Source organism: Pseudoalteromonas sp. 1CM17D, from assembly GCF_023161805.1.
Lineage (GTDB): Bacteria > Pseudomonadota > Gammaproteobacteria > Enterobacterales > Alteromonadaceae > Pseudoalteromonas > Pseudoalteromonas atlantica.
Map to the genome: position 1 here is coordinate 343,546 of NZ_JALNTP010000001.1, position 25,085 is coordinate 368,630.

Annotated in this window: 25 protein-coding genes; 16 read left to right on the forward strand and 9 right to left on the reverse strand. The window is 40.7% G+C overall.

Translation table 11 applies throughout. The features are described 5' to 3' along the window. The first annotated feature begins 14 nt into the window (after positions 1-14). Genes msbA through tcdA form a run of 6 tightly spaced genes read left to right on the forward strand, consistent with a single transcriptional unit; the run spans position 15 to position 5,151 of the window. Positions 15-1,760: a lipid A export permease/ATP-binding protein MsbA gene (msbA, locus tag MSC25_RS01505; RefSeq protein ID WP_096739572.1), complete on the forward strand. Its 1,746-nt coding sequence runs from the start codon at positions 15-17 to the stop codon at positions 1,758-1,760. After that, a complete protein-coding gene (gene lpxK, locus MSC25_RS01510) occupies positions 1,757-2,737 on the forward strand; it encodes a tetraacyldisaccharide 4'-kinase (protein WP_248442248.1) in 981 nt (326 codons plus the stop codon). Before msbA ends, lpxK begins: the two co-directional genes overlap by 4 nt. Then, positions 2,727-2,924, forward strand: a complete 198-nt coding sequence (locus MSC25_RS01515) for a Trm112 family protein (protein WP_004586692.1) — start codon at positions 2,727-2,729, stop codon at positions 2,922-2,924. Before lpxK ends, MSC25_RS01515 begins: the two co-directional genes overlap by 11 nt. Then, the gene (kdsB, locus tag MSC25_RS01520; protein WP_248442250.1) at positions 2,912-3,673 is read left to right on the forward strand and encodes a 3-deoxy-manno-octulosonate cytidylyltransferase; all 762 of its coding nucleotides are present in this window, start codon (positions 2,912-2,914) and stop codon (positions 3,671-3,673) included. The genes MSC25_RS01515 and kdsB overlap by 13 nt, the downstream gene beginning before the upstream one ends. A 2-nt stretch (positions 3,674-3,675) precedes the next feature. Continuing rightward, positions 3,676-4,347, forward strand: a complete 672-nt coding sequence (locus MSC25_RS01525) for a TIGR01621 family pseudouridine synthase (RefSeq protein ID WP_248442252.1) — start codon at positions 3,676-3,678, stop codon at positions 4,345-4,347. Further along, positions 4,348-5,151 carry a tRNA cyclic N6-threonylcarbamoyladenosine(37) synthase TcdA gene (tcdA, locus tag MSC25_RS01530; RefSeq protein WP_004586689.1) on the forward strand — a complete coding sequence of 268 codons (804 nt, stop codon included), beginning with the start codon at positions 4,348-4,350 and terminating at the stop codon, positions 5,149-5,151. It abuts the gene before it with no gap. A gap of 1 nt (position 5,152) precedes the next feature. Here the strand turns inward: tcdA and MSC25_RS01535 are convergent, their stop codons facing one another. The 3 genes from MSC25_RS01535 to MSC25_RS01545 all read right to left on the reverse strand — a co-directional run bounded on the left by MSC25_RS01535 (position 5,153) and on the right by MSC25_RS01545 (position 8,206). Continuing rightward, a complete protein-coding gene (locus tag MSC25_RS01535) occupies positions 5,153-5,569 on the reverse strand; it encodes a SufE family protein (protein ID WP_004586688.1) in 417 nt (138 codons plus the stop codon). 13 nt (positions 5,570-5,582) lie between these two features. Beyond that, on the reverse strand, positions 5,583-6,809 hold the full coding sequence (locus MSC25_RS01540) for a SufS family cysteine desulfurase (protein WP_248442254.1): 1,227 nt from the start codon (positions 6,807-6,809) through the stop codon (positions 5,583-5,585). Between the two features lie 110 nt (positions 6,810-6,919). Next, the gene (locus MSC25_RS01545; protein WP_004586686.1) at positions 6,920-8,206 is read right to left on the reverse strand and encodes a citrate synthase; all 1,287 of its coding nucleotides are present in this window, start codon (positions 8,204-8,206) and stop codon (positions 6,920-6,922) included. Positions 8,207-8,622: 416 nt separating this feature from the next. Here MSC25_RS01545 and sdhC point away from each other — a divergent pair, with 416 nt between their 5' ends. The 8 genes from sdhC (at position 8,623) to sucD (ending at position 18,490) form a co-directional block, all read left to right on the forward strand. Then, entirely contained in the window at positions 8,623-9,000 is a 378-nt protein-coding gene (gene sdhC / locus MSC25_RS01550) for a succinate dehydrogenase, cytochrome b556 subunit (protein ID WP_084554498.1), read from the forward strand. Then, entirely contained in the window at positions 8,991-9,338 is a 348-nt protein-coding gene (gene sdhD / locus MSC25_RS01555) for a succinate dehydrogenase, hydrophobic membrane anchor protein (RefSeq protein WP_004586684.1), read from the forward strand. Before sdhC ends, sdhD begins: the two co-directional genes overlap by 10 nt. Beyond that, positions 9,339-11,111, forward strand: coding sequence for a succinate dehydrogenase flavoprotein subunit (gene sdhA, locus MSC25_RS01560; protein ID WP_004586683.1), 1,773 nt, complete (start codon positions 9,339-9,341; stop codon positions 11,109-11,111). 10 nt (positions 11,112-11,121) lie between these two features. After that, on the forward strand, positions 11,122-11,838 hold the full coding sequence (locus tag MSC25_RS01565; protein ID WP_004586682.1) for a succinate dehydrogenase iron-sulfur subunit: 717 nt from the start codon (positions 11,122-11,124) through the stop codon (positions 11,836-11,838). Between the two features lie 89 nt (positions 11,839-11,927). Continuing rightward, a complete protein-coding gene (locus tag MSC25_RS01570; protein WP_004586681.1) occupies positions 11,928-14,747 on the forward strand; it encodes a 2-oxoglutarate dehydrogenase E1 component in 2,820 nt (939 codons plus the stop codon). A 3-nt stretch (positions 14,748-14,750) separates the two neighbouring features. Then, positions 14,751-16,274: a 2-oxoglutarate dehydrogenase complex dihydrolipoyllysine-residue succinyltransferase gene (gene odhB, locus MSC25_RS01575; protein ID WP_024033546.1), complete on the forward strand. Its 1,524-nt coding sequence runs from the start codon at positions 14,751-14,753 to the stop codon at positions 16,272-16,274. A 177-nt stretch (positions 16,275-16,451) separates the two neighbouring features. Continuing rightward, positions 16,452-17,618, forward strand: coding sequence for an ADP-forming succinate--CoA ligase subunit beta (sucC, locus tag MSC25_RS01580; RefSeq protein ID WP_096739578.1), 1,167 nt, complete (start codon positions 16,452-16,454; stop codon positions 17,616-17,618). Continuing rightward, the gene (gene sucD / locus MSC25_RS01585; RefSeq protein WP_004586678.1) at positions 17,618-18,490 is read left to right on the forward strand and encodes a succinate--CoA ligase subunit alpha; all 873 of its coding nucleotides are present in this window, start codon (positions 17,618-17,620) and stop codon (positions 18,488-18,490) included. The genes sucC and sucD overlap by 1 nt, the downstream gene beginning before the upstream one ends. A 62-nt stretch (positions 18,491-18,552) precedes the next feature. Here sucD and MSC25_RS01590 read toward each other — a convergent pair whose 3' ends face one another. Then, positions 18,553-19,623, reverse strand: coding sequence for a DUF3083 family protein (locus MSC25_RS01590; protein ID WP_096739579.1), 1,071 nt, complete (start codon positions 19,621-19,623; stop codon positions 18,553-18,555). Between the two features lie 208 nt (positions 19,624-19,831). Here MSC25_RS01590 and glnS point away from each other — a divergent pair, with 208 nt between their 5' ends. Further along, positions 19,832-21,496, forward strand: coding sequence for a glutamine--tRNA ligase (glnS, locus tag MSC25_RS01595; RefSeq protein ID WP_096739580.1), 1,665 nt, complete (start codon positions 19,832-19,834; stop codon positions 21,494-21,496). Positions 21,497-21,622: 126 nt separating this feature from the next. Here the strand turns inward: glnS and fur are convergent, their stop codons facing one another. The 5 genes from fur to MSC25_RS01620 form a co-directional block, all read right to left on the reverse strand. Next, the gene (fur, locus tag MSC25_RS01600) at positions 21,623-22,066 is read right to left on the reverse strand and encodes a ferric iron uptake transcriptional regulator (RefSeq protein WP_004586675.1); all 444 of its coding nucleotides are present in this window, start codon (positions 22,064-22,066) and stop codon (positions 21,623-21,625) included. A 188-nt stretch (positions 22,067-22,254) separates the two neighbouring features. Then, a complete protein-coding gene (gene fldA, locus MSC25_RS01605; RefSeq protein WP_004586674.1) occupies positions 22,255-22,782 on the reverse strand; it encodes a flavodoxin FldA in 528 nt (175 codons plus the stop codon). Between the two features lie 14 nt (positions 22,783-22,796). After that, positions 22,797-23,075: a LexA regulated protein gene (gene ybfE / locus MSC25_RS01610; protein WP_004586673.1), complete on the reverse strand. Its 279-nt coding sequence runs from the start codon at positions 23,073-23,075 to the stop codon at positions 22,797-22,799. Positions 23,076-23,077: 2 nt separating this feature from the next. Further along, complete coding sequence (locus MSC25_RS01615) at positions 23,078-23,299, reverse strand: DUF2788 domain-containing protein (RefSeq protein WP_004586672.1); 222 nt, start codon at positions 23,297-23,299, stop codon at positions 23,078-23,080. Between the two features lie 95 nt (positions 23,300-23,394). Beyond that, positions 23,395-24,162 (reverse strand): alpha/beta fold hydrolase, encoded by a 768-nt coding sequence (locus tag MSC25_RS01620; RefSeq protein ID WP_248442257.1) that lies wholly within the window; start codon positions 24,160-24,162, stop codon positions 23,395-23,397. A 344-nt stretch (positions 24,163-24,506) separates the two neighbouring features. On the opposite strand from MSC25_RS01620, the gene seqA reads away from it, so the two are divergent. Next, entirely contained in the window at positions 24,507-25,082 is a 576-nt protein-coding gene (gene seqA, locus MSC25_RS01625) for a replication initiation negative regulator SeqA (protein ID WP_055253686.1), read from the forward strand. Positions 25,083-25,085 lie beyond the last annotated feature (3 nt).

Here is a 25,085-nt window from a genome sequence, read left to right on the forward strand (position 1 = left end):
ATAACGAGAGTAATATGAGTCAAAGTACTACACAAATTTATAAACGGTTGATTTCTTACGTTGGTGATTATAAAAGCGTTGCCTTCGTCGCTATTATTGGAATGATCGGCTATTCGGGTATGGATGCTTTATTTATTCAATTAATGAAACCCTTTATTGATGAAGGCCTAAACCAACGTAATAGCGAAGTGCTAGCTTATGCCCCTTTTGTTGTAATTGCGCTGGTAATAGGGCGTGGCCTGTTTAATTTTATGTCTTCGTATTGCCTAAGCTATGTAGGCTCGCAAGTTGTACGTTCGTTACGGCAGCAGTTATTTGAACACATATTACATTTGCCTGTTTCGTTTCATGATAAAAACTCAACAGGTGATTTAATTTCAAAAATTACTTTTGATACAGAACAAGTTCAGCAAGCGATCACCAAAGCACTGTTAATTGTTGTAAGAGAAGGCGCTTTTGTCGTTTTTCTACTTGCCCTTATGTTTTATACCAGCTGGCAGCTTTCGCTGATTTTTTTAGTGATCATTCCATTAGTGGCAATTATTGTAACGTTTGTGTCTAAACGCTTTCGCCATATTTCAAAAAATATACAGTCTGCAATGGGGCAGGTCACCCGTAGCTCTGAGCAAATGCTAAGTGGACACAAAGTTATTCATGGCTTTGGTGGGCAAAAACAAGAAATCGACCAGTTTTCAAAAATCAATAATCATAATCGCCAGCAACGTATTAAAATGGATGCCACTAAAGCGTTAAGCGTGTCGGTAATTCAAGTGCTTGCAGCAAGTGCAATGGCTGTTATTTTGTGGGTTGTATCTATGCCTTCAATGATAGATACGATCAGCTCTGGCGATTTTATGGTACTCATCTCTTCTATGATGATGCTTTTACGCCCGCTTAAACAATTAGCAAACGTGAACAGTGATATGCAGCGCGGTATTTCTGCAGCGCAAAGTATTTTTTTAGTTTTAGATGAAGAAATTGAAAAAGACAAAGGTACTTACAGCGTAGATAAAGTGAAGGGCGAAATTGAGGTTAAAAATGTTACCTTTAAATACCCAACTAAAGATGAAGCTGTTTTAAATAACCTATCAATAAGTATAAAGGCCGGTGAAAGCATCGCGCTAGTAGGGCGTTCAGGCTCGGGTAAATCGACTATTTCTAATTTATTACCGCGTTATTATGATTTAGAAGCACCAAGTGAAATTTTATTAGATGGCGTTGCGCTTGAGAAATATAAACTGGCCGATTTACGCCGCCAGTTTGCCTTAGTATCTCAGCAAGTTGTGTTATTTAACGACACAATTGCCAATAATATTTGTTATGGCATAAGCCGCGAAATAACACCGCAGCAACTAGAAGAGGTGGTTAAACAAGCCCACGTGTGGGAATTTGTTAAAGACCTACCTGAGCAACTCAATACCATGGTCGGTGAAAACGGGGTAATGCTCTCTGGTGGTCAACGTCAACGTATAGCAATTGCTCGCGCTATATTAAAAGATGCACCTATTTTAATTTTAGATGAAGCAACTTCAGCCTTAGACACAGAGTCTGAAAAACTAATTCAGCAAGCTCTTGATACCCTAATGCAAGACAAAACGTCTATAGTAATCGCCCATCGCCTTTCAACTATTGAGAACAGCGACAAAATATACGTTATTGATGGTGGTCGGGTGATTGAAAGTGGCGATCATCAGAGTTTATTAGCTAAAGATGGTACTTATTCAGCTCTATGTAAGATGCAGTTTGGTGAGCACGGGTGAGTAAAATAGAGCAAAGCTGGTATAAACCATTTAGTTTTATAACGCTACTTTTACTGCCATTAGCTGCGCTTTTTTGGTTAATTTCAAGTATTAGGAAATGGTTTTTTAAGGTTGGCTTTGCCACGCCTTTTAAAGCTAAATCTAAAGTGATTGTGGTGGGCAATATAAGTGTAGGTGGAAATGGCAAAACGCCATTTGTGTTATGGCTTTACGAATACTTGTCAGAGCAAGGCCTAAAAGTGGGCATTATCAGCCGAGGTTACGGCGGTAAAGCCAACAGCTACCCGCTGGTGGTAGAGCGCGGCGTAACAAGTGCACAAGCTGGTGATGAGCCAATACTTTTATTTAATCGCTTAAAATGTCCACTTGTTGTCGGACCCGATAGAAAAGCCAACATTACATTATTAGAGCAGCAATTTTGTGTGGATGTCATAATCTCAGATGATGGTATGCAGCATTATAAAATGGCACGCGATATAGAGTGCTGCATTGTTGATAGCCAAAGGCGATTTGGAAATGGCTTTGTTATGCCTGCAGGGCCATTACGCGAAACCACAAACAGATTAAATAGTGTTGATTTAGTGATTGAAAATGGGGGAGATGCATCCCTTAGCTACGTTTTGCAAACTGGTGCACTTAAACACGTTGCTAACAATACCCCTGTGAATAAAACCATTGAAAAAGGCCATGCGGTAAGTGCCATTGGTAACCCACAACGTTTTGAAGATTCATTAAAGGGGCAAAATATTCAGCTGCTTTCGACTCATCATTATAGAGATCACTATGCTTATAGCATGGCTGATTTTACTCAATTTAATGATGATAACGTATTAATGACAGAAAAAGATGCAGTAAAATGTAGAGACTTTGCAAAAGATACTTGGTATTACCTACCCGTAAATGCAAAACCTACTGACGCTGTAATACATAAATTAGATTTATTATTAAAACAAAAAGGGATCCTCAATGGCCTTTGATACAAAATTACTTGAAATAATTGCTTGTCCAGTATGTAAAGGAAAGCTTCGTTTTGATAAAGAAAATGCAGAACTTATTAGTACTGCAGCTAAACTTGCATACCCAGTACGCGACGATATACCGGTACTTTTAGAAAATGAAGCGCGTGAGCTATCTCAAGATGAGGTTGATAAGTGGAATTCGTAGTTGTTATACCTGCACGTTACGCGTCTACCCGTTTGCCTGGCAAACCATTAGCTGACATATGCGGTAAACCTATGATTCAACACGTGTATGAAAAAGCGTGTTTGTCAGGTGCAAGTAAAGTGGTTATTGCAACCGATCATCAAAAAGTTTTTGATGCTGTTAAATTGTTCACAAACGATGTGCTGATGACGCGAGAAGATCATCAATCGGGTACCGAACGTTTAGCAGAAGTTGTTGACTTACTTAAGCTAGACGCAGAAACCTTAGTGGTAAATGTACAAGGCGATGAGCCATTACTTGCCAGCGAAAACGTATCGCAAGTTGCCACTTTACTAAATAATTCAAGCGCGCCAATGGCAACATTAAGTGTAGCCATTGAAGAGCAAGACGAAGTGTTTAATCCTAATGCCGTGAAGGTTGTTAGTGATATTAATAAAAATGCGTTGTACTTTTCACGTGCCAGTATTCCGTTTGACAGAAGCGCAATGTTAAATAGCGACAGTGTGTTAGATATAACGCCTTTTCAGCGCCATGTGGGTATATATGCTTATCGTGCGGGATTCATTAAGCAGTATATTGAGCTAAGTGTATCGCCGCTTGAAGTACTTGAGTCGCTAGAGCAACTTAGGGTGTTGTACCATGGTTACGCTATCAAAATTGAGCAGGCCAAAGTAACACCACATGCAGGGGTTGATACGGCCGAGGATTTAGAAAAAGTGATTGCCTACCTAAAAGCTAAGCAAGCCTAATAATGGTTAAAAGTGAATTACCCATAGTATTTAGCCACGCTGATTTTTATATATTTGAAAAACCAGCGGGGCTTAATTTTCACTCAGAAGGTGAAAAAGGGTTTGTGGTATTAGCTGAGCAGCAAACTGGCGAAAAATTATTTGCTGTTCACCGCCTTGATAAAGTGACATCTGGCCTTATTATTCTTAGTCGCAATAAAGAAGCCGCTGCTAAATTTACGTCTCTTTTTACTGAGCACGCAATAAACAAGTTTTATTTAGCTATAAGCAATGCTAAACCTAAAAAAAAGCAAGGGTGGATAAAAGGTGATATGGCTAAGTCTCGCAGGGGCATGTTTAAGCTTTTACCGACCCTGCAAAACCCGGCCATTACCCGCTTTTATTCTTTTAGTTATAAGCCGGGGTTTAGAGCGTATATTTTAAAGCCGTATTCGGGTAAAACCCACCAACTTAGAGTGGCATTAAAAAGTTTAGGGGCGCCAATTTTAGGCGATACACTTTATAGTGGCACCGCAGCTGAGCGGGCGTATCTTCATGCCTATGCGTTAAGTTTTTTATGGCATGGGGAGCAAATTAATTGCTCTTTGCTACCTACTACGGGTGATGAGTACCAGCAATTAATTAATCATCAAGAATTTCAAGCATGGCAATCGCCATGGCAACTGGATTGGTAAATGAGCGAAAAAGTAACAGATATTCGTTTTGGCGGGATCAAACGCCTATACGGTAACCAACAATTTGACTGGCTACAACAAGCCCATTTTTGTGTAGTGGGGATAGGCGGTGTAGGAAGTTGGGCCGCCGAAGCTTTAGCACGTACAGGCGTGGGTAAAATCACTTTAATTGATTTAGATGATATTTGCGCGACGAACGTAAATAGGCAAATTCATGCACTTAGCGGCAGTATTGGCCAAGCCAAAGTAGATGCAATGAAAAGTCGCTGCGAACTGATAAACCCAGAGTGTAAAGTAACTGTGATAGATGACTTTATTACTCTTGAAAATATTCGTGAGCATATTCAAGGTTTTGATTACGTCATTGACTGTATTGATGCAGTTAAAGAAAAAGCAGCGCTTATTGCTCATTGTAAGCGCAATAAAATGCCTATTATTACTACTGGCGGCGCGGGTGGGCAAACTGATCCTAGCCAAATAACATTTGGTGATGTGGCTAAAACCACGCAAGATCCGCTACTTGCTAAAGTGCGTTATATTTTACGCAAACAATATAATTTTAGTAACAACCCTAAACGCAAATTTAATATTGATTGTGTGTACTCAACTGAGCAACTTGTTTACCCAGGCAGTGATGGCAGTGTATGCCACGCTAAACAAAATGCTGATGGTACAATGAATATGGATTGTAATAACGGGTTTGGCTCGGTAACTATGATCACCGGAAGTTTTGGCTTTTTTGTAGCGGCTAAAGCGGTACGTAAATATTTAGATAAAAAACAGCGTTTACAACAAGCTCAATAGTTTAATTGAGCTTGTTAGTTGCCATGCTTTGAATTGCCTCGACCATGGCTTTTATTCCGTTCCCTCGAGATGCACTAAGGTGTTTAATTAAGCCTAACTTTTCAAATTCGTCATACGCATTAATATTTACGACTTCTTCAGGTGTTAAGCCATTATAAAGCGCTAAAATTATCGCTAATAAGCCTTTTACAATGCGGGTGTCTGAGTCGCCAATAACCACTAAACGATTCTCGCTATCGTCAAACTCCATAAACATCCACACTTTGCTCTCACACCCTGGCACCAGTGCGTCATCGGTTTTAAGTACATCCGCTAAAGCGGGAAGTGTTTTGCCCAGAAGCATTATTTCGCGATATTTTTGCTGCCAAGATTGCGCCTGTTGTATAGGTTTTACTACGTTTTTAAACGTATTTGTCATGAGTTATCCTAAATTAGTCTAATAATTCAATCGTTTCTTTCAAGGCATTGATGAAATTATCAACATCTTGGTGGGTATTATAAAATGCAAAGCTTGCTCGAACAGTGCCTTTTACCCCTAAATGGTGCATTAATGGTTGCGTACAATGGTGTCCACTGCGTACTGCAATACCAAATCCGTCAAGCAAAGTTGCCAAATCGTAAGGGTGTTCACTTTTATAATTAAAACTAAGGGTGCCAATATTGTTGTTTAGGTCGCTATAAATAGTAATACCGTTAATTTTACTCAACTGTGTAGCTGCATAATTAAAAATAGCCTGCTCATGGCGCTGTAACTGTTCTATGTTTAGGGCTGATAAATAATCAATTGCTGCACTGAAGCCAATGACGCCGGCTATATTTGGGGTGCCGGTCTCAAATTTAGCAGGAGCGTCTCTGTAGGTGGTTTTTTCAAGGGTTACAGTATCTATCATCTCACCACCCGTTTGAAACGGGGTAAGCGCATTAAGTAATTCATAGCGACCATATAAGCCCCCTACACCCGTAGGGCCAAGCATTTTATGCGCTGAGAATACATAAAAATCGCATCCAAGCTGCTTTAAATTAGGGCGTAAATGCATGGCTCCTTGTGCGCCATCAACAACAACTAACGTGCCGACTGCTTTCGCTGCAGCTATTAATGGGGCTAAATTGGTAATATTACCTAATGTGTTAGACGCTTGGCTGATACACATTACCTTTGCTTTAGTATGTGTGATCATGTCTATACAGCGAGCTAAATTAAACGTCGCGTTTTGCTCAAGGGGGAGTGCAGATAGCGTAGCCCCGGTATTTTGCGTTAATACTTGCCAAGGTACAATATTAGCGTGGTGCTCAAGGGGTGTAATTAAAACCGTATCTTCACCAGTAATTTGCCTTTGTAGGCCATGAGCAAGTAAATTTAGCGCTTCTGTCGCGCCTTTTGTCCAGACGATTTCTTTAGCATTTACGTTAAAGTAATCAGCTGTTTTTAATCTTGCTTCTTCATATTGTTCTGTAGCGCGCTCGCTTAAGGTGTGCCGGCCTCTGTGAACGTTTGCGTTGCCTAAATTATAAAAACGAGTGGTTGCATCAATAACGCTTTGTGGCTTTTGCGACGTTGCGCCAGAGTCTAAATATACTAAAGGGTTGCCATTAAGGGTTTGGTTTAACGTAGGGAAGTCGTTACGGATTTTTGTTATATCAAACTCTTGAGAAGGCATGGCTATTCAACATCTATAAATTTAGGCAGGAATTGTAATCGGTTTCATAAAATTGACAAGCAAAGCACACAAAAAAGGCCGCAAAAGCGGCCTTTTTTACCTAACTAAGCTTAGCGCTTGTCAGTTGATACGAAGTCACGTTGAGTGTAACCAGTATACATTTGACGAGGGCGGCTGATCTTATGACCAGGTTGAGATAGCATCTCATCCCAGTGAGTGATCCAACCAACAGTACGTGCCATTGCAAAAATTACAGTGAACATGCTTGTTGGAATACCAATCGCTTTTAAGATAATACCTGAGTAGAAATCAACGTTAGGGTAAAGTTTCTTCTCTACAAAGTATGGGTCTTCAAGGGCAATTTGTTCAAGCTTCATTGCAATATCAAGAAGCGGATCTTGAATGTTAAGCTCTTCCAATACTTCGTGACACGTTTGACGCATTACTGTAGCGCGTGGGTCGAAGTTTTTGTAAACACGGTGACCAAAGCCCATAAGACGGAACGGATCAGACTTATCTTTTGCTTTTGCTACGTACTCATCAATACGATCAACAGAACCAATCTCTTCTAACATGTTTAAACATGCTTCGTTAGCACCGCCGTGAGCAGGGCCCCAAAGAGATGCGATACCCGCTGCAATACATGCATATGGGTTAGCGCCTGAAGAGCCCGCTAAACGTACTGTTGACGTTGAAGCGTTTTGCTCATGATCAGCATGAAGCATGAAGATTTTATCCATTGCTTTAGCTGTAACAGGGTTAACTTTGTATTCTTCAGCCGGTACAGAGAACATCATGTGTAAGAAGTTTTCTGCGTAGCTTAAATCGTTACGTGGGTAAACAAACGGTTGACCAATGTTTGTTTTGTACGCCATAGCTGCAATAGTCGGTAATTTAGCCACAAGTTTAATAGCGCTTGTTTTACGTTGGCTTGCATCAGTAATATCAAGATCTTCGTGGTAAAAAGAAGATAATGCGCCTACTACACCACATAGCATTGCCATTGGGTGAGCATCGAAGCGGAAACCTTGGAAAAAGTTAGCAATTTTCTCATCAAGCATGGTGTTATGCGTGATTTCTTTTGCAAATGCATCGTATTGCTCTTTAGTTGGTAACTCACCGTTTAATAGTAAGTAACAAAGCTCGATGTAGTTAGAGTCTTCAGCTAATTGCTCAATTGGGTAACCACGGTGAAGTAATACACCTTTACCACCATCAATGTAGGTGATTGCAGATTCACAAGAGCCAGTCGACATGAAACCTGGGTCATAAGTAAAGTGACCGTGTGAACCTAACGTACGTACGTCGATCACATCTTGGCCAGCAGTGCCTTGATAAATTGGAAGTTCGATTGGATCTAGTCCATCAATATGGACTGTGGCTTTTTTATCTGCCATCTATGTATCTCCTATTAAGATATCTATTCTGATTTTTAGATTTTTAAAGTTCTGAAATCTTGTTTTAAGCACATCTTCGCATTTTAACGTGAAAGAGGGGGTTAAAGTCAATTTTTATAAACATTATGCATATATGTATAATAAATATTCGGTATTAATTAAATATTATACTATCGGCTAATTCGCAAACGTCTCTAACTAAACAAGAATTGTAAAACAACCTTTGGGTATATATACTATCGGAGGTTTTAAACCGCTTTGTATTTAGGTAAACATATTTTTACAGCGTAATTTTTGCAGATTTGTGAACTTTTGCTGTATTGACACGTTTACTTTGATAGTTCCACCAGAAATTTTGGTGGGTTTTAGAAAAACAAGTAGATGAGCTCCAATGTGAGCAAGATGGGCAAGTAACTGTGAAAAAGCAAAGACCTGTAAATCTAGATCTAACAACTATATCTATGCCGGCAACGGCTAAAGCATCAATCTTTCACCGCGTCACCGGTGTTGCATTATTTTTTGCTTTAACGTTTGTCATTTGGGCTTGGTCTGAGTCTCTTTCTTCAGCTGAAGGTTTTGAATTCGTCAAGGGTCTGTTTAGCGGATTCATTGCCAAATTCATAGCTTGGGGCACACTTTCTGTATTGGGTTATCACCTTATTGGTGGTATCCGTCACATCATTATGGATATGGGCCACTGGGAAGAACTTGAATCAGGTAACCTTAGCGCTAAAATTGCAATGGCACTTGGCGTTGTATTTGCCGTACTGGCAGGGGTGTGGATATGGTCTTAAATCAAGCAACTCTTAAACGTGATGGTGTACAAGATTTCGTATCTTTACGTACCACGGCACTAGTAATCACCGCATACGCGATTTTTATTATCGGCTATTTTTTAGCAACGCCAGAAGTCACTTTCGAAGCCTGGACAGGCCTATTCTCTAATCTAGCAATGAAGGGTTTTACACTTATTACTCTTGTATGCATGATGGTTCATACCCGCATTGGCCTTTGGCAAGTTTTAACGGATTACGTTAAAAACGCTAAACTACGCGCTGTTTTAGGCTTTGTATTAAACCTGATGGCCGTTGCTTACGTAGCTATTGGTCTAATCGTTTTATGGGGTGTTTAAGTGAAATATTCTGTTCGTGAATTTGACGCCGTAGTAATTGGTGCAGGTGGTGCTGGTATGCGCGCCGCTCTTGCCATTACCGAATCTGGCAAAACGTGTGCATTAATATCTAAAGTATTCCCAACACGCTCACACACTGTATCTGCACAGGGTGGTATTACAGTAGCGCTAGGTAATTCACACGAAGACAACTGGGAATGGCATATGTACGACACCGTTAAAGGTTCCGATTTTATCGGTGACCAAGACGCTATCGAATACATGTGTCAAACAGGCCCAGAAGCTATTACTGAATTAGAAAACATGGGTTTACCATTTTCTCGTTTTGAAAATGGCCGTGTTTACCAACGTCCTTTCGGTGGTCAATCGAAAAACTTTGGTGGTGAACAAGCTGCACGTACTGCAGCAGCAGCTGACCGTACTGGTCACGCTTTATTACACCTTCTATACCAACAAAACGTTAAAAACCAAACTAATGTATTCTCTGAGTGGTATGCACTAGATTTAGTTAAAAACGACAATGGCGATGTAGTAGGCTGTACAGCAATTGAGATTGAAACAGGTGAAATCACTTTCTTCAAATCAAAAGCTGTTGTACTTGCAACCGGCGGTGCTGGTCGTATTTTCGCATCAACAACCAATGCTCACATTAATACGGGTGATGGTGTTGGTATGGCAGCCCGTGCAGGCGTTGCTATGCAAGATATGGAAATGTGGCAATTCCACCCAACGGGTATTGCAGGCGCTGGTACACTTGTAACGGAAGGTTGTCGTGGTGAAGGTGGTTATCTTTTAAATAAAGATGGCGAACGCTTCATGGAACGTTATGCACCAAACGCTAAAGACTTAGCGTCTCGTGACGTTGTAGCGCGTTCAATGATGACTGAAATCCGTGAAGGCCGTGGCTGTGATGGTCCTTGGGGTCCACACCTTAAGCTGAAACTTGACCACTTAGGTGAAGAAACGCTTAACTTACGTCTCCCAGGCGTATGTGACCTTGCTAAAACTTTCGCACACGTTGACCCTGCTAAAGAGCCAATTCCAGTAATACCAACTTGTCACTACATGATGGGTGGTGTTCCAACTAACGTAAATGGTCAAGCGCTACAAATCGATGCTAATGGCAACGAAAAAGTAGTAGAAGGCTTATTTGCAGTAGGTGAAATTGCCTGTGTATCTGTACATGGTGCAAACCGCCTAGGTGGTAACTCATTACTTGATTTAGTTGTATTTGGCCGTGCTGCGGGTAACTTCCTAGGTAAATACCTTAACGAAGTTGAAATTACTAAAGCACCGACAGCATCTGATATTGACGCGTCTCTTGCACGCTTTAACCGTTGGGAAAATTCAACGGCTGGCCAAGGTGAAGACCCAGTTCAAATCAAAAAAGACCTACAACAATGTATGCAGCTTAACTTCTCGGTATTCCGTGAAGGTGAGTCTATGGCGACAGGTCTTAAAGAGCTTAAAGAAATTCGTGAACGTCTGCAGCATGCACGTCTTGATGATAAATCATCAGACTTTAACACGCAGCGTATCGAATGTCTTGAACTAGACAACTTAATGGAAACAGCTTACTCAACTGCAGTAGCTGCAAACTTCCGTACTGAAAGCCGTGGTGCACACTCTCGCTTTGACTACCCAGATCGTGATGACGAAAACTGGTTATGTCACTCAGTATTCAATCCGGTAACGGATGAAATGAGCAAGCGTGACGTAAACTACGCGCCTAAGACGCGTGAAGCGTTCCCACCTAAAGCACGTACCTACTAGGAGCGAGACGATGGCACAAGTACAATTTTCAGTTTATCGTTACAATCCGGATGTTGATAACGCACCTCGTATGCAAGAATATACTTTGCAAACAGAGGAAGGTCAGGACATGATGGTATTGGATGCACTTTTATTATTAAAAGAGCAAGATCCAACATTATCATTCCGTCGCTCATGTCGTGAAGGCGTGTGTGGCTCTGATGGCGTTAACATGAATGGTAAAAATGGTTTAGCATGTATTACACCATTATCTACGCTGCAAAAAGGCGGCAAAGGTACTATTGTAATTCGTCCTTTACCTGGCTTACCTGTGGTACGTGACCTTGTTATTGACATGAGTCAGTTCTACACTCAGTACGAAAAAGTTAAACCATACCTAATTAACGATCAGCCAGCGGCTGGTGAGCGTCTTCAATCTATTGAAGAACGTGATAAATTAGATGGACTTTACGAGTGTATTTTATGTGCATGTTGTTCTACATCGTGTCCTTCGTTCTGGTGGAATCCAGACAAGTTCATTGGTCCAGCAGGCCTTCTTCATGCTTACCGTTTCTTGGCAGATAGCCGCGATACGGCAACTGAAGAACGTTTAGCAGACTTAGACGATGCGTTCAGTGTGTTCCGTTGCCACAGTATCATGAACTGTGTTAGCGTTTGTCCTAAAGGTCTTAACCCGACCAAAGCAATTGGACAAATTAAATCTATGTTATTAAACCGCGCGGTTTAATCACTTAGTAACGTAAGATGGCTAATATTTTTATTAGCCATCTTGTTATGACAACTATTAATTTCTGCGCTAAAGAAAAGGGCTTATAAATGCACGAAGGTGTGATGAAGGCATGGCTAGAATCTTCACATTTAAACGGCGGCAACGTTGCTTATGTAGAAGAGCTTTATGAAGCGTATTTAGATGATGCGACTTCTGTGCCAGAAGAATGGCGAGAAGTGTTCGAACAATTACCTAAAGTAGATGGTGTGGATGTTGAAGTAAAGCATTCAGAAGTTCGTTCACAGTTTGCGGCGCTTGCTAAAAACAAGCATAGAGAGGTAGTGGTAGCAGAGGGTAGTGGCGGTGACCTTAAACAGGTTAAAGTACTACAACTTATTAATGCTTTCCGCTTTCGAGGACACCAAAATGCTAACCTAGATCCATTAGGCATTTGGCAACGAGAGCGTGTTCGAGATTTAGAGCTAGAATACCACGACTTATCTAAAGCTGATTTTGACCGCGAATTTAACGTAGGATCGTTTGCCGTAGGCCGCGATACTATGCCTTTAGGTGAACTATACCAGGCACTTAAAACCACCTATTGTGGTTCTATTGGTGCTGAGTATATGCACATCACATCAACAGAAGAAAAGCGTTGGTTACAACAGCGTTTAGAATCTGTTCAATCACGACCTACTTTTTCTAAAGAAGAAAAACTGCGTATCCTTAAAGGCTTAACCGCAGCAGATGGTCTTGAAAAATATTTAGGTGCAAAGTTCCCTGGTGCTAAGCGTTTCTCACTTGAAGGTGGTGATGCGTTAGTTCCTATGCTTAAAGAACTTATTCACCGTGCTGGCGAAAGCGGGCAAAAAGAAGCAGTTATTGGTATGGCCCACCGTGGTCGCTTAAACGTACTAGTTAATGTGTTAGGTAAAAACCCATCTGAGTTATTCGATGAGTTTGCTGGTAAACACAAAGACACGTTAAGCTCTGGTGACGTAAAATACCATATGGGTTATTCATCTGACTTTGCGACCAAAGGTGGCAATGTTCATATGGCACTTGCGTTTAACCCTTCTCACCTAGAAATTGTTAACCCTGTGGTTATGGGCTCCGTAAGAGCGCGTTTAGACCGTTTAGGTGACAGTTCAGGTAGCAAAGCATTACCTATTACTATCCACGGTGATTCTGCGATTACAGGTCAAGGTGTTGTACAAGAAACATTTAACTTGTCGCAAACAAACGCCTTCTCATGTGGTGGTAGTATCCGTATTGTTGTAAATAACCAAGTTGGTTTTACAACTTCAAAACAAGACGACGTACGTTCTACAGATTACTGTACTGACATTGCTAAAATGGTTCAGTCACCAATCTTCCACGTTAACTCTGATGACCCTGAAGCCGTTGCATTTGTTACACAACTTGCACTTGATTTTAGAAACCAGTTTAAACGTGACGTAGTAATCGATTTAGTATGTTATCGCCGCCATGGTCATAACGAAGCTGATGAGCCTAATGCAACACAGCCTCTTATGTACCAAAAAATTAAAAAGCATGCGGTTCCGCGTTTAATTTACGCTGATCAACTTATGTCTGAAGGCTCATTCACTGAGAGTGAAATTAAAGCATTAGCTGATGAATACCGTAACGGCTTAGATGAAGGTAACTGTGTTGTTGAAGAAATTCAGCCAGAAACTTCGCACTCATCTGATTGGGCAAAATATGTTGGCCATGAGTGGAATGTTGAGTACGACGCAAGCGTACCGGTAGATAAGCTAAAAGCACTTGGCGAACAAGTTGCGCAGTTCCCTGAGCAATATAAAGCACAGTCTCGTGTTAAAAAGATTTACGATGACCGTAAGCTTATGGCAAGTGGCGAAAAACCACTAGATTGGGGTATGGCAGAAACACTTGCTTATGCAACAATTGCCTCTGAAGGCACTGATATACGTTTAACTGGCCAAGACTCAGGGCGTGGTACTTTCTTCCACCGCCATGCTGTAGTACATAGCCAGTCGGATGGTTCAACTTACCTCCCTCTTCAAAATTTAAGTGAAGACCAAGGTACTTTTGAAGTATTTGATTCTGTTTTATCAGAAGAAGCGGTACTTGCTTTTGAATATGGTTATGCAACAGCTGAACCTACATCATTAGTCCTTTGGGAAGCCCAGTTTGGTGACTTCGCAAATGGTGCACAAGTCGTATTTGACCAGTTCTTAAGCTCTGGTGAGCAAAAATGGGGCCGTTTATGTGGCTTAACATGTTTGCTTCCGCATGGATATGAAGGTCAAGGCCCAGAGCATAGTTCTGCACGTTTAGAGCGTTTTTTACAGCTTTGTGCCGATCACAACATGCAAGTGTGTGTTCCTTCAACACCTGCACAAGTTTACGCTATGCTTCGTCGTCAATCAGTTAGACCACTTCGTCGTCCATTGATTGTAATGACACCAAAATCACTACTTCGTCACCCACTTGCGGTATCTTCACTTGAAGAACTTTCACAAGGTGTATTCCATAATATGATCGACGAAATCGATGATATTAACCCTGAGAAAGTAGAACGCGTAGTATTTTGTAGTGGTAAAGTTTACTACGAACTATTACAAGAGCGTCGTAAGCTTGAGCAAGACAACATTGCTATTGTACGTGTGGAGCAGTTATACCCGTTCCCGCATGCAGAAATGGACACGATTATGGAACGTTACCAACACGTTACTGATTTTGTTTGGTGTCAAGAAGAGCCACAAAATCAAGGTGCTTGGTACTGTTCGCAACATCACTTTATTGATGCAATCCCACAGGGTGCTAAATTGACTTACGCAGGGCGTAAGGCGTCGGCATCTCCAGCGTGTGGTTACATGTCAGTACATACTAAAGAACAACAAGCGCTCGTTGCAGACGCGCTTACTATACAAAAGAAAGGATAAGCAATGAGCACAGAAATTAAAGTTCCTGTTCTTCCTGAGTCGGTTGCAGATGCTACCGTTGCTACATGGCATGTAAGTGTAGGCGACAAAGTAAGCCGTGACCAAAACTTAGTAGACATTGAAACAGATAAAGTGGTTTTAGAAGTGGTTGCACAAAATGACGGTGTAATTACTGAAATATCACAAGAAGAAGGTGCAACGGTACTTGGCGACCAAGTTATCGGTTTACTTGGTGATGCTGATGCAGCACCAGCAAGTGACAGTGCTCCGGCTAAAGAAGAAGCCGCACCTGAAAAATCAGAAGACGCGCCTGCGGCGCAATCAGCTCCAGCATCAGAAGGTAAAGAAGTGGACATTAAAGTACCTGTACTTCCAGAATCAGTTGCAGACGCAACAATTGCTACATGGCATGTACAACCAGGTGAAGCGGTAACTCGCGACCAAAACTTGGTAGATATTGAAACTGATAAAGTTGTTCTTGAAGTAGTAGCTCAAGAAGACGGTATCATGGGCGAGCAACTAAACGCAGAAGGCGATACTGTACTTGGCGAACAAGTTATTGGTAACGTTAAAGCGGGCGGCGCTCCAGCAGCACCTGCAGCTAAAGCAGAAGAAGCGCCTGCTGCAAGTGAGTCTAACGATAGCTCAGATGTGTTAACGCCGTCTGTACGTCGTTTAATCGCTGAAAAAGGGCTTGATGCGTCTAAAATTAAAGGCACAGGTAAAAATGGCCGTGTAACTAAAGAAGACGTTGATACTTTCTTAAAAGCACCTGCTCCAGCTGCTAAAAAAGAAGCCGCTTCAGCACCTGCTGCACCGATGGGTGACCGTACACAAAAACGTGTACCAATGACGCGCTTACGTAAAACCATTGCTAATCGTTTATTAGAAGCGAAAAACTCAACAGCAATGTTAACTACATTTAACGAAGTAAACATGAAACCTATCATGGACCTTCGTAAGCAATACCAAGAAGTATTCGAGAAGCGTCACGGTATTCGTTTAGGCTTTATGTCTTTCTACGTGAAAGCAGTAACTGAAGCACTTAAGCGTTTCCCTGACGTAAATGCATCAATTGATGGTGACGATATTGTTTACCACAATTACTTTGATATCAGCATCGCTGTATCTACACCACGTGGTTTAGTTACACCAGTACTTAAAGATTGCGACAAACTATCTGTTGCTGAAATCGAGAAAGGTATTCGTGAATTAGCCCTTAAAGGCCGTGACGGTAAACTAACACTTGACGATATGACAGGTGGTAACTTTACCATTACTAACGGTGGTGTATTTGGTTCGTTACTTTCTACGCCTATTATTAACTTACCACAGTCATCAATCTTGGGTATGCACAAAATCCAAGAGCGTCCTATGGCTGTAAATGGTAAAGTTGAAATTCTTCCTATGATGTATTTGGCACTATCTTACGATCACCGCCAAATCGATGGTAAAGAATCTGTTGGTTTCTTAGTGACTATTAAAGAGTTACTTGAAGATCCAACTCGCTTATTACTGGATGTTTAATCGAGTAGTATGAAATATAAGCTGTGAATGACAATTCACAGCTTTTTTTTTGCGCCTTTGGTGTTACTGGGGTTTTCATGTTAAGCCTTGGGATCTATACTAGGTGCGCAATTTGGGATAGCTGTTTATTTGCATAAATATTCAGCTCTTTTAGTATAAAAAATTGGATAAAGCATCATGAATTTGCATGAGTATCAGGCAAAACAACTTTTTGCCGAATATGGTTTACCAGTTTCTCAAGGTTTCGCTTGCGATACACCTGAAGAAGCTGCAGCAGCTGCCGAAAAAATCGGCGGTCATATGTGGGTTGTTAAAACTCAGGTTCACGCAGGTGGCCGTGGTAAAGCTGGCGGTGTTAAGCTAGTTAAAACAATCGAAGAAGTAAAAGAATTCGCTGCAAACTGGTTAGGTAAAAACTTAGTTACTTACCAAACAGACGAAAATGGTCAGCCTGTTGCTAAAATTTTAGTAGAAAGCTGTACAGATATCGCTAACGAATTGTACTTAGGTGCAGTTGTTGACCGTGCTTCTCGCAAAGTTGTTTTCATGGCGTCTACTGAAGGCGGTGTTGAAATTGAAACTGTTGCTGAAGAAACTCCAGAGCTTATCCACAAAGCAGAGATCGATCCATTAGTGGGTCCTCAAGCTTACCAAGCACGTGAGTTAGGTTTTAAACTGGGTCTTAACCCTACACAAATGAAGCAGTTCGTTAAGATCTTTATGGGTCTTGGCAACATGTTCAACGATTTTGATTTCGCTCTTCTTGAAATCAACCCGTTAGTAATCACAGACGAAGGTAACCTTCACTGTCTTGACGGCAAAATCGGTATCGATGGTAATGCACTTTACCGTCAACCAAAAATCCGTGAAATGCACGATCCATCTCAAGAAGATGCACGTGAAGCTCACGCAGCAAGCTTCGAGCTTAACTACGTAGCACTAGATGGTAACGTAGGTTGTATGGTTAACGGTGCAGGCCTAGCGATGGGTACTATGGACATCGTAAACCTACACGGCGGCAAGCCAGCTAACTTCCTAGATGTTGGTGGCGGCGCGACTAAAGAGCGTGTTTCTGAAGCATTCAAAATCATCCTTTCTGACGATAACGTAAAAGCTGTTTTAGTTAACATCTTTGGTGGTATCGTACGTTGTGACATGATTGCTGAAGGTATCATTGGCGCAGTTAAAGAAGTAGGTGTAAACGTGCCTGTAGTTGTACGTTTAGAAGGTACTAACGCTGAATTAGGTCGTGACGTTCTTAAGAACTCTGGCCTAGATATCATCGCTGCTGAATCACTAACAGACGCTGCTGAGAAAGTTGTAGCTGCTGCGGAGGGCAAATAATGTCTGTATTAATCAATAAAGATACAAAAGTTATCTGTCAAGGTTTCACTGGTGGCCAAGGTACTTTCCACTCTGAGCAAGCGCTTGAGTACGGTACACAAATGGTTGGTGGTGTAAGCCCAGGTAAAGGCGGTCAAACGCACCTTGGTCTTCCAGTATTCAACACAGTACGCGATGCAGTTAAAGAAACAGGCGCAACAGCGTCAGTTATCTACGTACCAGCACCGTTCTGTAAAGATGCAATCTTAGAAGCTATCGATGCGGGCATCGAGCTAATTGTTTGTATCACTGAAGGTATCCCAACACTAGACATGGTTGACGTTAAAGTTAAGCTTGATAACTCTGGTGTTCGTATGATCGGTCCTAACTGTCCAGGTGTTATCACTCCTGGTGAGACTAAGATTGGTATCATGCCTGGTCACATCCACAAGCCTGGTAAAGTAGGTATTGTTTCTCGCTCTGGTACTTTAACGTACGAAGCGGTTAAACAAACTACAGACGCTGGTTTTGGTCAGTCTACGTGTGTTGGTATTGGTGGCGACCCAATCCCAGGTACTAACTTTATCGACGTGCTAGAAATGTTCGAAAAAGATCCACAAACTGAAGCAATCGTAATGATTGGTGAAATTGGTGGTACTGCAGAAGAAGAAGCTGCAGAGTACATTAAAGCTAACGTAACTAAGCCTGTTGTTTCTTACATTGCTGGTGTAACTGCACCAGAAGGTAAGCGTATGGGTCACGCTGGCGCTATCATCGCAGGCGGTAAAGGTACTGCTGATGAGAAATTTGCTGCACTAGAAGCTGCTGGCGTACAAACTGTACGTTCACTTGCTGATATCGGTAAAGCACTTAAAGAGAAAACAGGCTGGTAATCAGTTTGCTTAATCTTTAAAAAGGCTCGCATTTGCGAGCCTTTTTGTTATTGGCTTAAAAATTAGTATGGGTAACTAATGTGTTGAAAAAACCGTACTGATAAATCTTGTCGTTCTTTATTTATTGCCAGCTCTGAGCACATAGCGTGTATTGTTTTCTCTACTTGATTCATAAAGCGGCCATAGCCCATTTCATGTTTATCTTTATGGGTGGCAACAATCACAAAATGTAGTGACTCAACTAATTTTTCAGCATTGAAAAAAATATGTATTTGCGTGGCTGTGCCATTCACATCAAAACTTATTTTTTGTAATTCTGCATTCCCATCATTTTTATCTGTTTGGCTATTACGCACTATGGGCCTTGCACCATTAGCAACCATAGCGCCGTGAGATAATTCGTATCGCTCGCAGCACCCTTTAAATGATTGGGCAAAGTAGTTATAAAACTCAGTGTAATTATTTTTATTTATTAAGCTTTGAAATTGCGTTTTAATGCCACGCGAAACCGGTATAGAAAACGTTGCATAGGTCATTTCTGCATGCTCGATGGGTATTTTACATTGGCGAGCTAAATAACGAGGGTATAGGCTTCTAAGTTTGTAGCCGTAACTTTGGTTACAGCCTTTGCTCTTGGCAAATAAGTCATAGGTTAAATGCTGATGATCGCGAAGCTTAAACTGGGATTGTTCAATAAATAATTGTGTTTGTAAATTATCTAACACTTTTTGCACCCTGCTATGAAATTGTGCCGAGCTTGCGCGTAAATCATCACCAGTGGCTAAAAATAACAAGCGAATTTTTTTACTTTTAAAAGCAGGGGTGTAGTGTAGTTTGTGCGCTTCGTGGTAACGCGGGTTGTAAAAAAACAACATTTGCTTTGCTGTTTCTAATTGATACGACTCATCATGAAATCTGACCACGGGTAATTTGTCGTTAGCGAGTAGGTGTACATTATGTAGCTCGTATTCATCACAGCTTGCAAATAGTTGCTTGGCAATGCGGGTATAGCAACTATCGATATCGCTAAAACTAGTGTAAAAGTCATCAGTGGGTGTAATTTCAGCGAGTAAATAGTGATTAGCTCGCGCATTTGTTGGAATATAAACTCTGTGTTGTGTAGAACTGGCCATCTTTGAATCCTTTTAAGGAGCTTAAGTTTAGGTACTATAAATGCCTTTCATGACTCAAATATTGCGCTAAAACAAATTTAAGTAATAAACTAATGCACCATTGCCATAATAACTAGAATAAACCCGCATCTAGTGCTGTATGTTAGTGTTTGTTTTTGTAATAATGCATTAGTTTTGTTATCACGAATATTCAGAGGATCGCACTCCTATGGCGGAAATTGAGAATCGCCCAAGTAACTTTATAAGAACTCGAATTGATGAAGATTTAGCAAGTGGCAAACATGCAACTACGCATACACGTTTTCCACCTGAACCAAATGGCTTTTTACATATTGGCCATGCAAAATCAATTTGTTTGAATTTTGGCATTGCAAAAGATTACGATGGTTTATGTAACCTACGTTTTGATGATACAAACCCAGAAAAAGAAGATATTAACTACGTTAATTCAATCAAAGAAGACGTGCAGTGGTTAGGCTTCAACTGGAGTGGTGAGATAAAATATTCGTCAAACTATTTTGATACCCTATACGGCTATGCAGTAGAGCTTATTGAAAAAGGCTTAGCGTACGTTTGTTTTTTAACGGCCGATCAAGCGCGTGAGTATCGCGGTACGTTAAAAGAGCCGGGTAAAAATAGCCCATACAGAGACACCTCAGTAGAAGAAAACCTCGCCTTGTTTGAAAAAATGCGCGCGGGTGAATTCAAAGAAGGTGAGTGTGTTCTACGCGCTAAAATTGATATGTCAAGCTCATTTATGGTGCTTCGCGATCCAATTATTTATCGCGTTCGTTTTGCTCATCACCATCAAACAGGTGACAAGTGGTGCATTTACCCAATGTATGACTTCACACATTGTATTTCTGATGCACTTGAGGGCATAACCCATTCATTGTGTACACTTGAGTTTCAAGATAACCGTCGTTTATACGACTGGGTACTTGATAACATCAGCCTTGAATGCCACCCACAGCAAATTGAGTTTTCGCGCTTAAATCTTGAATACACAATTATGTCTAAGCGTAAGCTAAACGACTTAGTTGTAAATAACTATGTAGAAGGGTGGGATGACCCACGTATGCCAACTATTGCTGGTTTACGTCGTCGTGGTTATACACCGGCTTCAATACGTGAGTTCTGTTTACGTATCGGTGTAACTAAGCAAGAAAACATGGTTGAAATGGGCATGCTTGAAGCGTGTATCCGTGAAGACTTAAATGAAAACGCACCACGTGCAATGGCAGTACTCGATCCAGTTAAAGTTGTAATAGAAAACTTTGATGCAGAAAAAGTAGAAACATTGTCGGTAGCTAACCACCCTAATAAAGAAGAAATGGGGCGTCGTGAAGTACCGTTTACTCGTGAGCTTTTCATTGAGCGTGAAGATTTCCGCGAAGAAGCGAATAATAAATTTAAACGCTTAGTACTTGATAAAGAAGTACGCTTACGTGGTGCTTATGTAATTAAAGCCCAGCGTGTAGAAAAAGATGAAAATGGTGAAATTACCACTATTTACTGTACTTACGACAACGAAACACTAGGTAAAAACCCAAGTGACGGTCGTAAAGTAAAAGGGGTTATTCATTGGGTTTCTGCGCCTGAGTCGGTTAATGCAGAAGTTAGATTGTATGACCGTTTATTTAATGTACCAAACCCAGGTGCTGCTGAAGAGTTCGAATCAACACTTAACCCTGATTCGTTAGTTGTATTAGAAAATGCAAAACTAGAAGCATCGCTTGCTAAAGCTGAACCGGCACAAGGCTTCCAGTTTGAGCGTACTGGCTATTTCTCACGTGATACAAAGTTAGAAAATTTAGTATTCAACCAAACGGTTGGTCTTAGAGATTCATGGGCTAAAATCGAGAAGCAGTAACGCTTTAAAATACCAATTTGCATAATATATTATTATTGCAAATTGGTATTAAACACCGTTTAAATGCTTAATTTTAAACACAAAAAAACCTGCAAAAGCAGGTTTTTTTATTACTATAGCGCGTTATTAGCTATTTGAATCGCTAAATGCTTTACACGCTGCTTTGTCTTGACACTCACCGTATAGGTATAAAGAGTGATTTGTTAGTGTAATACCGTTTTCTTCGGCTATTTCTAACTGGCGACGTTCAATTAAGTCATCTTCAAATTCAACAACTTTGCCACATTTTAAACACACTAGGTGGTCGTGGTGAGTGCTGCCAGAAAGTTCAAATACTGACTTTCCGCCTTCAAAATGGTGACGGCTTACAATACCTGCGTCATCAAATTGGTTTAATACACGGTAAACAGTCGCAAGACCAATTTCTTCACCTAAATCTAAAAGAATTTTGTATACATCTTCAGCGCTGATGTGTTGGTTATCTGGAGATTGTAGAATTTCTAAGATTTTAATACGCGGTAAAGTTACTTTTAAACCGGCTTTTTTAAGTTCCAAGTTATGATCAGTCATTAAATCTGTCTCAAATTTGTTTGGTTATACTAGACATCTCTTACAGATGCACACGACACATTAGCAATAACAAGGATAACGCGCCTAAGCACTGAGTGCAAAGAACAATTGATCAATTTTGCTATTAATTCTAAAGTCGCTAACTGTTTGATAATTATTTAAACAGTTAGCGATAAAAGGGGGGAAGGTTAGTCTGCTAGTTCGCTTAAGCACATTTCATCATATACTTGTGCGCACCATGCTTTAACACGTTGCTCTGTTAATTCAGGTTGGCGGTCTTCATCAATACCTAAGCCTACAAAGTGCGTGTCATCAGCCATACCTTTAGATGCTTCAAAGTCGTAGCCTTCACTAGACCAATGGCCAACCACAATAGCACCGCGCTCGGTAACGATATCGTTGATCATACCCATAGCGTCTAAAAAGTATTCTGCGTAGTCTTCTTGGTCGCCACAACCAAAAATAGCCACTAGCTTACCTTCAAAGTCTACTTCTTCAAGCTCAGGGAAAAAGTCATCCCAATCACATTGTGCTTCACCGTAGTACCAAGTAGGAATACCGAATAAGATTAAATCGAACTCTGCAATCTCTTCTTTAGAGCTTTTTGCAATGTCGTGTACAGCCACAAGCTTTTTACCCAATTCTTTTTGGATCATTTTTGCTACGTGTTCTGTATTACCTGTGTCACTTCCGAAAAAAATGCCTACACTTGCCATGGACTTCAAACCTTTTATCTATCAATAGCCAATCTTTCTTGTAAAATTGTTTCAATCAGCGCACTACGGCTAATATTTTGTGCATCTGCCATATCACTCAGTGCCTGATATAACTGTGATGAAACTTTAAATTCTACACGCTTTAAACCGCGTGCTTTATCTCGTTTTATTTGATTACGTTTATTAACCTTTAACTGCATATCCCTTGGTAAAGGGTTCGTTTTAGGCCTGCCTGGGCGCTTTTCGTATTCAAATAAATCGGGAGTTGTTCTATCTGTTTCTGACTTCGCCATGCCTAACCTACACCTGCACCTTGCCAAAAAACTTGTATAAGTCCTTTCGCAATAAAGCCAGAACACCCTAAAAAGAGGACGCCCCACACAATGTAGCGACCAAACTTAGGTACGTTACCACTATTAAGTACGTCTTTAATTGCCAGGCCGATGAATACAAAAATACCGGCTAAGCCAAAGTACAACCCTAGGGTATCAAATTCGTTAATAAACTGACTGACCATCAACGTATAACCTTTAAATTAAACGGCGCGTACTATAGCATATAAATATGCATTAATTTAGTACGGATAACCAAAAACACATGATTAAAATTGCATTAAAGCCCTGTTAAAAAGTCATTTATTGCTTTATTAACTGCAGCGGGTTTTTGTGCATGAAGCCAATGTCCTGCACCGTGTATAATTTTTGCTCGTGTATTTTTAAAGCGCTTTGTTATTTCATCGCGGTATTCTGGCAGTATGTAATCAGAATCGTTACCTTTGATAAACAAAGTATCGCACAAACAAGAATTATTTTCATTAACATTGGCTGTGATTGTCGAATATTTTTCATCAAGTACATCTAAATTAAATCGCCATTTGTAATGTCCATCGTCGTTTTTAGCTAAGCTTTTTAGTAAAAACTGCCTAACACCTAGCTCATTAATGTACTGGCTCATAATAGCATCGGCTTGTTTTCTATCAGTAACCTGGCTAGTTGCCACTTTTTTTAGTGCATTAATAATTTGTGTATGGCGGGCAGGGTAACTCACAGGGGCAATATCAAGTACCACCAGCTTATTTACTTTTTGGCTATGCATTAGCGCCACTTCCATCGCCACTTTACCGCCCATTGAATGGCCAATCAGGTGCGCATTGTTAATATTTAACGCGTTCATTAGCTCAACAATATCTGCGGCCATTGCAGGGTAGTTCATTTCATTACTGTGCGGTGAAGCGCCATGGTTACGCAAATCTACATTCGTTACCTTAAAGTGCTCGCTCAATGGTTTTGCAATAACATTTAGGTTTTCTAAAGAGCCAAATAAACCATGAATGATCACTACATCCGGACCTTCACCGTATTGTTTATAGTTTAATAGCATGACCGCCTCCTAAAATTTTGGCTTAGTTTGCCGAGCATTGCCCTAAAAAGCAAAAGATATAACGGTTAACTGCTCTGCACGCGCCTTTTATGGGGTAACACCGTTTATTTTTACGCCAGTTATGGGCTCTTTGGTGTTACCAGTCTAATGGAGATAATAATATGGGTAGTACTTTTAAAAGCTGTTAATTACTACATTGGGTTTATAAGCAAATAATCAACACACCTTTATTAGCGCGTTTATAGGTTATGTTTGTGCGAGTGCTTGTTGTAACTCGCATTTATATTTGGTTTGGGTATAATCACGGGGAAAGAAAAAATGTGGCCCGTAATGACAGGAACAACATGAAACAAATCGACATAGACGACGAGTTATATCAGTATATTGCTAGCAATACACAAAGTATTGGCGAAAGCGCATCCACTATTTTACGTCGTTTATTAAATCTAAACGGTGATGACAACACTCCCGTTGCTAAGAACAATCAAAACAACCAAACAGCTACTCAAGCCCCACTTGACGACACGCCAGCTACTAACGACAGCCATGAGCAAGAGGTTGTCACACCCGTGAAGCAAACAAACGCTAATGTATTTAATATTCTAAATAAAGAAGAACTAGCAATGCAAAAAGGGGTGGTAGGCAGGTTTTTATTTATTTTAAGTGCTTTTTATAGAACGCATAAAAAAGAATTTAGTGCTGTGCTTGATATAAAAGGGCGCGACCGCGTTTACTTTGCAACCAGCAAAGAAGACTTAGTTAATAGCGGCAGTAGTATGAACCCTAAAAACATTACCGACAGTGAGTACTGGGTAATGACAAATTCAAACACGACACGTAAAAAAATGATGCTACACGAGGTTGCGCTGTGCTTAGGTTATTCAGCAGAGCAAGCAGAAGAAATTCGCGATTACTTGTAAGGA